The sequence below is a fragment of the Actinobacillus genomosp. 1 genome (assembly GCF_029774175.1).
Classification (GTDB): domain Bacteria; phylum Pseudomonadota; class Gammaproteobacteria; order Enterobacterales; family Pasteurellaceae; genus Actinobacillus.
Genome location: NZ_CP103834.1, coordinates 1,499,844 through 1,512,445, shown reverse-complemented (window position 1 = coordinate 1,512,445; position 12,602 = coordinate 1,499,844). Strand labels below are relative to the sequence as shown.

The following is a 12,602-nucleotide window of genomic DNA, read 5'->3' as shown; positions in this document are numbered from 1 at the left end:
GCAAATAAATCTCCCCCTCTTTACTAAAGAGGGGGAGATTTGAGTATGAATTAAAAGGAAATGTTAATGAATTACATCACCTTCCAATCCGCTCAACAAGCGGTGGAAAAAATCGCACAAGAATTTGTGTTATACAGTCAATTAAACCGTCCGGTACATATTTCCTTATCCGGCGGTTCAACCCCTAAATTACTGTTTAAAACGTTAGCGCAAGCACCGTTCAATAGCGAAATTCAATGGCAAAATCTGCACTTTTGGTGGGGCGATGATCGTATGGTACTGCCGACTGATCCGGAAAGTAATTACGGTGAAGTGCAAAAGTTACTCTTCGATCATATTCAAATTCCTCAACAAAATATTCACCGTATTCGTGGTGAAGAGTCGGTAGAACAAGAGCTTGCAAGATTTTCGCAAGAATTGACCGCTTGCGTACCTGATTTAGCTTTTGATTGGATCATTCTCGGGATGGGCAATGACGGTCATACCGCTTCGCTTTTCCCTCATCAAACCGATTTTAATGACCAGAATGTGGCGGTTATTGCCAAACATCCTGAAAGCGGTCAAATTCGTATTTCAAAAACCGCTAAATTGCTTGAACAGGCGAAACGTATCACTTACTTGGTAACAGGTGCGGCAAAAGCGGAAGTTTTAAAAGAAATTAACGAAACCGAAGCGGAAAAACTACCGTATCCGGCAGCTCGTATTAAAGCTAAAAGCGGTGTGACCGAGTGGTATTTAGATCGAGAAGCGGCAAAATTGTTATAGTTTGTAGATTATGAATGAAATTCATAATTTAGCTTAATATTTTTCAATGCTGTTATTGCAGATTTGCGTTGTTCTTTGCAATCGTTTCATTTAGGATTCCAATTAAATGAAAATCTTTAATAAGGAATATCTATGACGATTCAAACATTACAACATACAAATAATTTAAGGTTTGCGATTGATCACGGACGTATGGGCGTGTATCAATGGGTAATCGTAATTATGGCTGCCGTAATGAACTTTTTAGACGGTTTCGACGTATTAGCGATTGCCTTTACCGCCACCAATATTTCTAAAGAGTTCGGTTTATCTAAAACCGAATTCGGTGTATTAATCAGTGCCGGTTTAGCCGGTATGACAATCGGTTCGCTGTTTCTTGCGCCGCTTGCCGATAAATTCGGTCGTCGTCCGCTATTACTACTTTCCGTAGCGTTGTCGGCGATTGGTTTGTTACTTTCGGGATTAGCGACCACACCGTTTGTACTTGGTTTTTCACGTGTAATTACCGGTTTGGGAGTGGGCGGTATTTTAGTCGGCACTAATGTGATCACTAGCGAATATTCGTCAAAAAAATGGCGTAGCTTTGCGATCAGCGTTTATGCGGCAGGCTTCGGTATCGGTGCGATGATCGGCGGTATAATGGCGAAAGAGTTGCAAGCGACTTATAGCTGGCATGCGGTGTATTTTGCCGGTGCGGCAATGACGGCGGTCGTGTGGGTTGTGTTATTTATTTGGTTACCGGAGTCGATCGACTTTTTAACCATGAAGCAACCGGCAAACGCCAAAGCACGCTTAAATCACATTGCGAAAAAAATCGGTTTTAACGGTGATTGGGAGCTACCGAAAAAAGTTGAAGCGGTGAAAACCAAGCTGCCGATTTCTCAGCTGTTTAATGATAAATATCGCCGTTCAACCTTATTATTATGGCTTTCGTTCTTTGCCATTATGTTCAGCTTCTATTTTATCAGCTCATGGACTCCGGCATTGCTCAAAGAAGCGGGAATGACGGTGGAAGACAGTATCAATGTAGGCATGGCGATTTCGATCGGCGGTGCGGGCGGTTCGTTAATCTACGGTTTAATCGCCAGCCGTTGGCAGGCAAGAGCGGTATTAATGCTGTTTACCGTATTATCGGCGATTGCGATTGTGGTGTTTATCCTTTCATCTTCGGCACTCGGCGTGGCGATGGCAATGGGAGTGGTTGTCGGGGCGTTAGTAAACGGCTGTATCAGCGGTTTATACACTATCAATCCGGCGACTTACGATGCGGATATCCGTAATACCGGTGTGGGCTGGGCAATTGGTGCGGGGCGTGCAGGTTCGATTCTTGCTCCGACAGTAGCGGGAATATTGCTTGACGGCGGTTTGGCGAAACAAGATTTATATATCGCTGTAGCGGGGGTAATGCTGTTATCTACTCTTGCACTGGCCTTCAAGCGCGAAAATAAAATTTGATTGTAGGAATATATTCATAGTGTCTCAAGGATGCAGGCACTTTTCCTAGAAATCATAAGTGGTCGAATTTGCAAACTTTTCTGCAAATTCGACCGCTTGCGTGTGTAAGAATGTTTTATTTTTTAATAAAGGAGAATATATGAAAAATAAGCTAACAACATCTTATCTTAACGAAATTAAACAGATTTTACATTCTGCTCGTCAGCAAGCTTATGCGGCAGTAAATTCTGCTATGGTGGAAGCCTACTGGAAAATCGGTGAGCGAATCGTATTGGAAGAACAGAATGGTGAGGGACGTGCAGAATATGGCAAAGAGATTATTAAAAATCTTTCCGTTACTCTCACGAATGAATTTGGTTCAGGGTTTGGCGAACGGAATATCCGTAATTTCCGCCAATTTTATTTAATGTTTTCCGATTTGGAGATTTGGAAATCAGTGATTTCCAAATTAACTTGGACACATATTCAACGCACATTAAAAATTACAAACGATAAAGCTCGTTTGTATTATTTGACTGAAGCAGCGGAAAATCATTGGTCGGTACGAACCTTAGATCGTAATATTTCCACTCTCTATTATGAACGTTTACTTGCAAGCCAAGATAAAGAGCTTGTGCAGGCGGAAATGCAAGAAAAAACACAAAAATTACAAGCAAGTGATTTTATTAAATCGCCGACCGTATTAGAATTTCTGAATCTGCCGACTCATTTGGCTTATAGCGAGGCAGAGCTGGAAAAAGCTCTGATTGATAATTTACAACAATTTATGTTAGAACTTGGTAAAGGCTTCGCTTTTGTTGCTCGTCAGCAACATATTCGTACGGAAACTTCCGATTTCTTTATTGATTTAGTGTTCTATAATTACATTCTAAAATGCTTTGTGATAGTGGAACTTAAAACCGAAAAACTCACGCACCAAGACATCGGGCAGTTGGATATGTATGTGCGAATGTACGATGATTTGCAAAAACGAGCGGATGATAATCCGACAATCGGTTTATTACTTTGTACCGAAGCGGATAGCGTTGTTGCGAAATATTCCGTGTTAAATGACAGTTCACAACTGTTTGCCAGCAAATATATGGCATACCTGCCGAGCGAAGAAGAATTGGTGCGAGAGATTGAACAACAGAAAATTATTTTTGAGCAGAATTTTAGTTGAAGTGCTGTAAGATTTACCGCATTTTTAACAGATTGAGTAAATGTAAAAACTAGGGGCGATTATGAAAAAACTTTTTATTTTATACGGTGCAGGCAATACAGGAAAAACAACCACATTTAATAAACTACTGGAAAAAATAAATGCAAAGTACTTGGATAAACTAGTGTATTTTTCTCGTCACAGCAACAATATTGATTTTATAGCAGTATTCCAATACGAAAATATGCGTATTGGTTTCTACTCTTCAGGTGATAGTGAATGGGAAATTAGCCATAATTTGTATGAATTACATCATAAACAATGTGATTTTATCTTTGGTACATCAAGAACTAGAGGTGCTGGTTGCGAAATGTTAGAGAAATTTGCAACTCTTTTTTATGGACATTCAGAAGAAAATGACGTTATTGAATGGTTTGCCAAAGAACGTGCAACAGATGAAGATAATATGAAAGATGAAGATAATATGAAAGTAACAAAAACATTATTTTCAGCTATGGAAAAATTAATTAAATAAGCGGTCAATTTTGCAAAAAATGTTACAAATTCGACCGCTTGTAACGAATCAAAACCAACAGGAGAAGAAAATGTCAGTAAAAGGCGACATCGGCGTTATCGGTTTAGCGGTAATGGGCCAAAACTTAATTTTAAATATGAACGACAATGGCTTTAAAGTAGTGGCGTATAACCGCACGACTTCAAAAGTGGATGAGTTTTTAGCAGGTGCGGCGAAAGGTACGAATATTATCGGTGCTTATTCGTTAGAAGACTTAGCGGCGAAATTAGAAAAACCGCGTAAAGTAATGTTAATGGTGCGTGCAGGCGATGTAGTGGATCAATTTATTGACGCATTACTACCGCATTTAGAAGAAGGTGACATCATTATTGACGGCGGTAACTCAAACTATCCAGATACTAACCGTCGTACCGCTGCATTAGCAGAAAAAGGTATTCGCTTTATCGGTACCGGTGTTTCAGGCGGTGAAGAAGGTGCGCGTCACGGGCCTTCAATTATGCCGGGCGGTAACATTGAAGCGTGGGAACACGTTAAGCCGATTTTACAAGCGATTTCAGCGAAAACCGATAAAGGCGAGCCTTGCTGTGACTGGGTAGGCAAAGAAGGTGCGGGTCATTTCGTGAAAATGGTTCACAACGGTATCGAATACGGCGATATGCAGTTAATTTGCGAAGCTTACCAATTCTTAAAAGACGGTTTAGGTTTAAGCTACGATGAAATGCAAGCTATTTTCCAAGAGTGGAAGAAAACCGAATTAGACAGCTACTTAATCGACATCACTACCGATATCTTAGGCTACAAAGACGAAGATGGCACACCGTTAGTTGAGAAAATCTTAGATACTGCAGGTCAAAAAGGTACAGGTAAATGGACGGGTATCAATGCGTTAGATTTCGGTATTCCATTAACTTTAATCACTGAATCGGTATTCGCACGTTGCGTATCTTCATTCAAAGATCAACGTGTAGCGGCTTCTAAATTATTCAACAAAACCATCACGCCGGTTGAGGGCGATAAAAAAGTATGGATTGAAGCAGTTCGCAAAGCGTTGCTTGCTTCAAAAATTATTTCTTACGCACAAGGCTTTATGTTAATTCGTGAAGCCTCAGAAAACTTCGGCTGGGACATCAACTACGGCGCAACCGCCCTATTATGGCGTGAAGGCTGTATCATTCGCAGCCGTTTCTTAGGCAACATTCGTGATGCGTACGAAGCAAATCCAGACTTAGTATTCTTAGGTTCAGACGATTACTTCAAAGGCATTTTAGAAAATGCAATGGCAGACTGGCGTAAAGTGGTAGCGAAGTCTATCGAAGTGGGTATCCCAATGCCGTGTATGGCATCGGCAATCACGTTCTTAGACGGCTACACGTCAGAACGTGTGCCGGCAAACTTGCTCCAAGCCCAACGTGACTACTTCGGCGCACACACTTACGAACGCACCGACAAACCACGCGGCGAATTCTTCCACACCAACTGGACAGGTCGTGGCGGTAACACCGCTTCAACCACTTATGATGTGTAAGATATCTCTGAACTAATTGCTTATAGAAGCTTCTAAAAAGCGGGTAATAAATGAATTACCCGCTTTTTTTAACTCAAATTAGGACTTCACTATGAAAAAATCACTCGGTATTTCTACTTTGGCGGTATTATTAGCAGCGTGTTCGTCACCAAATGAGCCTACTCAGGTCTCTCAAGTTACGGAAGCGAGTTCGCTTACTAAAGTAGAAGAAGCGTTAAAAGCTTGCCAAGAATCTGTCGGTGAAAGCAAAGATCAAATTAAATTTGACGCTTGTATGAAAGAAAAAGGTTTTGAAAGACAGGCGCAGCAGGAACAGGCTGTGCAGCAAGTACAAGAGACGGTAAAGGAAAACGCTACGGCGGTAAAATCGGAAGCTAAAAAAGTAGTTAAAAAAGTGAAAAGTACTAAAACTAAATAACTAAAAGCCTCTCTAGTGAGAGGCTTCTTTTTGCAAAAAACGGGAGAAATCAGACCGCTTAATGCGGCTTAACCTCACCGTTACGTACGTTAGGATTTACTGCACCGGAACGGGTTTCCGTACTGACTTCTCTGCCGGTTTTAGTGGTATAGTCCGCGCCGTCAAAATCGGACGTTTTATCTAACATAAAGTTGCGATATTCTTCGACCCACATAGCGGTTGCGCCGCAGACGGCAACCGGCATCACGACTAAATTCACAAAAGGTAAAGCGGTAAAAATACTGACGAATGTACCGAAGGTGAAATTTAAAATTTTGCGTTGCCCGAGAGCGTTGCGCATACGTTTAAAACTGATTTTATGGTTATCGAACGGGTAGTCGCAATATTGAATCGCTAATAACCAAGCGCCGAACACAAAGGTTAGAACAGGTACCACGGTTTGCCCGACAACCGGTACGAAACTTAATAAAAACAGTGCAATAAAACGAGGAATACTGTACGCCATTTTTTGCCATTCACGTTTTAGCATACGCGGTACGTCTTTTAACATTTCCGCTACCGTCATATTATTAAGCTGTTCTCCGGTCAGTTGTAATTCGACCTTTTCCGCCAGCAACGCATTAAACGGGGCGGCAATAAAGTTGGTAATGGTGGTAAAGGTAAAATAAAACAGCATAATTAATGAAAGCACGGCAAGCGGTACTAAAATCATAGTCAGCCAATCCAGCCAAGAAGGCATAAAGCTGACGATCCAATCCGCCCAGCCGGCAATATGGCTGATAAAGAACCAAAGTAATGCGATCATTAACACCGCATTAATCACTACCGGTATCAGGACAAACGGCATTAACCGGCGTTGTAACATTAATCGCCAGCCGTAAATAAAATAATGGAAACCTAAGCCTAAGTCGCTTTGCGGTTCGTTAAATGCAGATGACATAATTAATCTATCCTTAATAACTCAAATTTTTATCAGAAATATGGTAAGCTAGACACATTATTTTCGCAAATAGTGAAATTTAAATTTTGTAGATTATTTCAAATGAAAGAGGACCCCAAATGGAGCTTCATATTCTTTTCTTTATTTTAGCGGGCTTATTAATCGCCGTATTAATCGGTTTCAGTTTATGGTCGGCTCGTCGTGAAAAATCACGTATTTTCTCGAATACTTTCTCGACCCGCCCGCCTTCAACGCCGATTAATAACATTGTTTCGGACGTGCCGCCTTCGCTTAATCCGCAGTCTTACGCGCAGACAACAGGACAACACGGCGAAACGGAAGCGGATAATCCGGTGCAAATTCAGCAAGAAGTGGAAAGCTCATTGCGTGAAATAAAAATTAATTTACCGAGACAAGATTCCGCCGCTTATCAAAGTAAAGTAGAAGAAACTCCGATTTATAGCGGTCAGCCGTTACAAGCGCAGCCTCAATATCAGACACAAGCGCAATATCAAGCACAGCCGCAGCATATTGAACCGGCATTTACTCAAGCGCCTCAGTCACCGATTGCGGAAGCAACTTCAGTGTTGGAACAATCGGTGGAAGAGCTGGAACGTCAAGCGGCGCAAGGTGAAGTAGATATTTATTCCGACGCTTCCGTGCGAGTGGAGTTAGCCAAACACTCGATGCAAACGGATGCGGAACAAAAACCGATTGCGGAAAATAATATGATTACGCTTTATGTAGTTGCGCCGGAAGGTCAGCAGTTCCGTGGCGATTATGTGGTACAAAGTCTTGAAGCGTTAGGCTTACAATATGGCGAATATCAAATTTTCCACCGCCATCAGCATATGGGGAACAGCGCATCGCCGGTGATTTTCAGTGTAGCGAATATGATGCAGCCGGGTATCTTCGATTTGGCTAAAATTGAACATTTTTCAACGGTTGGCTTAGTGTTATTTATGCATTTACCGTCGGAAGGCAGTGATGTAGTGAATCTTAAATTATTGTTGAAAACGACGGAAAATCTCGCACAAGCACTTGGCGGTTTTGTGTTAAATGAACATCGAGAAATTTTTGATGAACATTCCCGTCAGGCTTATTTAGCTAGAGTCAGTTAATTTACAAAGTTTTTAGCATAAACGACCGCTTGTTAAGCGGTCTTTTTTATCGAGAATTTCCCAATGCCTTTATTATCACAAATGCAAGAAGACCAAGCGGACACGACTTTCGCACAATTAGAAGCTTTACGTCAAAAATTACGAGAATATGAATACCATTATCACGTATTGGATAATCCGTTAGTGCCGGATGCGGAATATGACCGCTTAATGAATGAATTAAAAAATCTGGAATGGCAACATCCGGAATGGATTACCGTCGATTCTCCGACCCAACGTGTCGGGGCGAAACCGCTGGACGGCTTTGCACAAGTGACGCACGAAATTCCGATGTTATCGTTGGATAATGCCTTTTCCGATGAAGAATTAGACGGTTTTTTACGCCGTATGGAAAGTTATATTACTGAAGATCCGCATACGCTTGCTTTTTGTTGCGAACCTAAATTAGACGGTTTAGCGGTCAGTATTTTGTATGTGGATGGAGTGTTAAACCAAGCGGCAACACGTGGTGACGGTACAACCGGTGAGGATATTACCTCAAATATTCGTACCATTCGTAATATCCCGTTAAAACTGAATATGGATAACCCGCCGGCACGTTTAGAAGTGCGTGGCGAGGTGTTTATGCCGCAAAAAGGCTTTGAAGAACTGAATGAACGTGCGCTGGAAAAAGGCGAGAAAACCTTTGCTAATCCGCGTAATGCGGCGGCAGGTTCATTACGTCAGTTAGATCCGAAAATTACACGTCAGCGTCCGCTCGTGTTAAATGCCTATGGAATCGGTGTTTATGAATCGGATGATGAATTACCTGCAACCCATTTTGAACGTTTGCAATGGCTGAAATCTATCGGTATTCCGGTCAATAATGAAATTCGCTTGGCAACAGGGCGTGAGCAGTTACTTGCGTTTTATGCGGATATTCAAGCCAAGCGTCCGACACTCGGTTATGACATTGACGGCACGGTGCTAAAAGTGAATGACATAGGCTTACAAGAGCAGATCGGCTTTATTTCTCGTTCGCCGCGTTGGGCGATAGCTTATAAGTTTCCAGCACAAGAAGAAATGACGGTGCTGAATGATGTGGAATTTCAGGTGGGCAGAACCGGGGCAATTACCCCAGTCGCAAAATTAGAACCGGTATTCGTTGCCGGTGTGACGGTGAGTAATGCCACTTTACATAACGGTGATGAAATTGAGCGTTTAGGCATTGTCATCGGCGATACGGTGATTATTCGCCGTGCCGGTGATGTGATTCCGCAAATTGTTGGGGTGGTGATGGATCGCCGTCCGGAAAATGCAAAAAAAATCGAATTTCCGACCGCTTGTCCGGTCTGTGAATCGGCGGTAGTACGTGTGGAAGGCGAAGCGGTTGCTCGCTGTACCGGCGGTTTATTCTGTGGTGCACAGCGTAAAGAAGCGTTGAAGCATTTCGTTTCGCGTAAAGCGATGGATATTGACGGTGTCGGCGAGAAATTGATCGAACAATTAATGGATCGTGAGTTGGTGCATACACCGGCGGATCTGTTTAAACTCGATCATACCACTTTAATGCGTTTGGAACGAATGGGTGAAAAATCGGCACAAAATGCGTTAAATAGCATCGAAAAAGCAAAAAATACCACTTTGGCACGTTTCTTATTTGCATTAGGCATTCGTGATGTCGGCGAAGCCACCGCACAAAACTTAGCGAATCACTTCCATAATTTAGATGCGATCCGTGCGGCAACTTTCGAGCAATTGCAAGAAGTACAAGATGTCGGCGAAGTGGTGGCAAATCGTATTGTACGTTTCTGGCAAGAACCTCACAATGTTGCGGTTGTCGAAGATTTGATTTCACAAGGCGTACATTGGCAAGATGTGATTCAGGTTGAAATTGCGGATAACCCGTTAAAAGGAAAAAGTGTGGTTTTAACCGGTACACTTACTCAATTAACCCGAGATCAAGCAAAAGCATCGCTACAGAGTTTCGGTTGTAAAGTATCTGGCTCGGTTTCAAGCAAAACCGATTATTTGATTGCCGGTGAAAAAGCCGGTTCAAAATTGGCAAAAGCGCAAGAACTTGGCGTTAAGATATTGACCGAACAAGAATTTATCGCTTTAACCGGCGAAAATTAAATTATCGTTTGTCAGCAAAAAAGCGTAAAATACAAGCGGTCGAATTTCTAAGAGGATTTACAAATGGCTATTTTAGTAACTGGCGGTGCGGGTTATATCGGTTCGCATACGCTCGTTGAATTATTAAATGCAAATCGTGAAATTGTCGTGTTAGATAATTTATCTAATTCCAGCGAAGTTTCATTGGAACGTGTAAAACAGATTACAGGAAAAACGGTGACTTTTTATCAAGGTGATATTTTAGACCGTGATATTCTGCGTAAAATTTTTGCAGAAAATAAAATTGAGTCTGTTATCCATTTTGCCGGTTTAAAAGCGGTAGGCGAAAGTGTGCGTGAGCCATTACGTTACTATCAAAATAATGTAACAGGCTCTATCGTTTTAGTCGAAGAAATGTTAGTTGCTAGTGTAAATACGATTGTATTCAGTTCATCCGCAACGGTTTACGGTGATCCGCAAATTATCCCAATTGTAGAGTCTTGTCCGGTTGGTGGTACAACAAATCCATATGGTACATCAAAATATATGGTTGAGCGAGTATTGGAAGATACGGTAAAAGCATTCCCACAATTAAGTGCGGTAGTATTACGTTATTTCAATCCAGTTGGGGCGCATGAAAGCGGTTTAATCGGTGAAGATCCGAACGGTATCCCAAATAACTTATTGCCTTATATTAGCCAAGTTGCAGTCGGTAAATTAAAAGAACTTTCAGTATTCGGTAGCGATTATGAAACACACGATGGCACTGGTGTACGTGACTATATCCACGTGGTCGATTTAGCTATTGGGCATTTAAAAGCGTTGGATAAACACCAAGGCGATGCCGGTTTCCATGTTTATAATTTAGGTACAGGAACGGGTTATTCTGTGCTGGATATGGTAAAAGCGTTTGAAACGGCAAACGAAATTAAAGTACCTTATAAATTGGTTGAACGCCGTCCGGGTGATATTGCCGTGTGTTACTCTGAACCGTCTAAAGCGTTAAAAGAGTTAGGTTGGAAAACCGAACGCGGTTTAGAACAAATGATGAAAGACACTTGGAATTGGCAAAAAAATAACCCGAACGGTTATAAAGGCTAACAAGCGTTAATTAAATGATGGCACAGGCGTTTACGTTTGTGCCTTTTTTATCTCCGAAAATTTCTGTTATGATGTTTGATAATTAAGCTAATACAAAGTTGGCGTATTATCATTTCGTTTGCAAAAGAAAAGGAAAAAATGACCGCTTCTCATTCTTCACCTCAACCCTCAATTTGGCGACAAATTTTTACTAAAAATATGTTGCTTTGTCTTTACACCGGCTTTTGTTCCGGCTTACCTTTATTTGTGCTTATCCAATTAATGCCGGCTTGGTTTACCTCAGCAAATCTTGATATTAAAGCTATCGCCGCCTTTACTTTAACCTCATTGCCTTATACGTGGAAGTTCTTATGGGCGGCATTATTAGATCGCTATTTTCCACCGTTTTTAGGTCGCCGCCGCAGCTGGATTTTTCTTGCTCAATTAGGCTTATTGGCGATTCTAGCCGGATTCGGCTTTTTTGATCCGGTAGCGGATATCGGTATTATTACCGTACTTTCGGTGATTTTATCCTTTCTTTCCGCTACACAAGATATTGTGGTGGATGCTTATCGCCGAGAAATTTTATCGGATAATGAATTGGGCTTAGGTAACTCGATTCACGTAAATGCTTATCGCATTGCCGGGCTAATACCGGGCGGTTTATCGCTTTTCTTAGCCGATCATTACCCATGGCAAACGGTATTTATGATTACCGCCGCATTTATGTTGCCATGCCTATTCGTTACGCTATTTGCTAGAGAGCCACAAAGTACACCGATTGATAAAAGCAAACCGTTTTATATGGCGTTTGTTGATCCGTTTAAGGAATTTTTCAGCCGTAAAGGCGTATGGGGTGCAGTAGGACTTATCCTATTTATTTTCTTATATAAATTAGGTGATTCGCTGGCGACTTCGCTACAAACCAAATTTATTTTAGATATGGGCTTTACCAAATCGCATATTGCGGCGGTGGTAAAAACAACCTCGCTCTGGTGCAGTATCGGTGGCGGTATTATTGGCGGGGTGGCAATGCTGAAACTGGGAGTAAATCGTGCGTTATGGATTTTCGGATCAGTACAGTTAATTACTATCTTAGGTTTTGCTTATCTTGCAAGTTTTGAGTATTTTCCGACCGCTTCTATCGGTTCTGCCGAATTATTTAAATTAGGTATTGTGATGGCGGGTGAGTATCTCGGTGTCGGTTTGGGTACGGCGGCATTTGTTGCCTTTATGGCTCGAGAAACCAACCCGATGTACACCGCAATGCAATTAGCCATTTTTACCAGCCTAGCTGCATTGCCAAGTAAATTCTTAGGCGCTTATACCGGACATTTGGTAGAAGCCTTCGGTTATTATCAGTTTTTCTGGATTTGTTTCTTTGTCGCTATTCCAGGAATGTTGATGTTGATTAAGGTTGCGCCGTGGAACGATAAATAATTGTTTTTTTGTTAAAAACTAATCGAGATAAAGAATTATTCATACTAAAGCCTTGCCGTATTATACGACAAGGCTTTTTATATATTTT

Annotated in this window: 11 protein-coding genes; 10 read left to right on the top strand and 1 reads right to left on the bottom strand. The window is 41.6% G+C overall.

The window, feature by feature from the left end:
- The first annotated feature begins 66 nt into the window (after window positions 1–66).
- The 6 genes from pgl to NYR63_RS06910 all read left to right on the top strand — a co-directional run bounded on the left by pgl (window position 67) and on the right by NYR63_RS06910 (window position 5,839).
- Complete coding sequence (pgl, locus tag NYR63_RS06935) at window positions 67–765, top strand: 6-phosphogluconolactonase (protein WP_279456878.1); 699 nt, start codon at window positions 67–69, stop codon at window positions 763–765.
- A 132-nt stretch (window positions 766–897) separates the two neighbouring features.
- Window positions 898–2,220, top strand: a complete 1,323-nt coding sequence (locus NYR63_RS06930) for an MFS transporter (protein ID WP_279456877.1) — start codon at window positions 898–900, stop codon at window positions 2,218–2,220.
- 139 nt (window positions 2,221–2,359) lie between these two features.
- Window positions 2,360–3,382, top strand: coding sequence for a PDDEXK nuclease domain-containing protein (locus tag NYR63_RS06925; RefSeq protein ID WP_279456875.1), 1,023 nt, complete (start codon window positions 2,360–2,362; stop codon window positions 3,380–3,382).
- 61 nt (window positions 3,383–3,443) lie between these two features.
- Entirely contained in the window at window positions 3,444–3,896 is a 453-nt protein-coding gene (locus tag NYR63_RS06920; RefSeq protein WP_011848564.1) for a hypothetical protein, read from the top strand.
- Between the two features lie 70 nt (window positions 3,897–3,966).
- Window positions 3,967–5,421 (top strand): decarboxylating NADP(+)-dependent phosphogluconate dehydrogenase, encoded by a 1,455-nt coding sequence (gnd, locus tag NYR63_RS06915; RefSeq protein WP_279456874.1) that lies wholly within the window; start codon window positions 3,967–3,969, stop codon window positions 5,419–5,421.
- A 91-nt stretch (window positions 5,422–5,512) separates the two neighbouring features.
- Window positions 5,513–5,839, top strand: coding sequence for a hypothetical protein (locus tag NYR63_RS06910; RefSeq protein ID WP_279456873.1), 327 nt, complete (start codon window positions 5,513–5,515; stop codon window positions 5,837–5,839).
- Window positions 5,840–5,897: 58 nt separating this feature from the next.
- Here NYR63_RS06910 and cysZ read toward each other — a convergent pair whose 3' ends face one another.
- On the bottom strand, window positions 5,898–6,779 hold the full coding sequence (cysZ, locus tag NYR63_RS06905) for a sulfate transporter CysZ (RefSeq protein ID WP_279456872.1): 882 nt from the start codon (window positions 6,777–6,779) through the stop codon (window positions 5,898–5,900).
- 119 nt (window positions 6,780–6,898) lie between these two features.
- On the opposite strand from cysZ, the gene zipA reads away from it, so the two are divergent.
- From zipA to NYR63_RS06885, 4 genes are all read left to right on the top strand, one after another.
- Window positions 6,899–7,900: a cell division protein ZipA gene (zipA, locus tag NYR63_RS06900; protein WP_279456871.1), complete on the top strand. Its 1,002-nt coding sequence runs from the start codon at window positions 6,899–6,901 to the stop codon at window positions 7,898–7,900.
- Window positions 7,901–7,963: 63 nt separating this feature from the next.
- A complete protein-coding gene (gene ligA / locus NYR63_RS06895) occupies window positions 7,964–10,015 on the top strand; it encodes an NAD-dependent DNA ligase LigA (protein ID WP_279456870.1) in 2,052 nt (683 codons plus the stop codon).
- A 63-nt stretch (window positions 10,016–10,078) separates the two neighbouring features.
- Entirely contained in the window at window positions 10,079–11,095 is a 1,017-nt protein-coding gene (galE, locus tag NYR63_RS06890; protein WP_279456869.1) for a UDP-glucose 4-epimerase GalE, read from the top strand.
- A gap of 138 nt (window positions 11,096–11,233) precedes the next feature.
- Window positions 11,234–12,514: an AmpG family muropeptide MFS transporter gene (locus tag NYR63_RS06885; RefSeq protein ID WP_279456867.1), complete on the top strand. Its 1,281-nt coding sequence runs from the start codon at window positions 11,234–11,236 to the stop codon at window positions 12,512–12,514.
- Window positions 12,515–12,602: the final 88 nt, after the last annotated feature.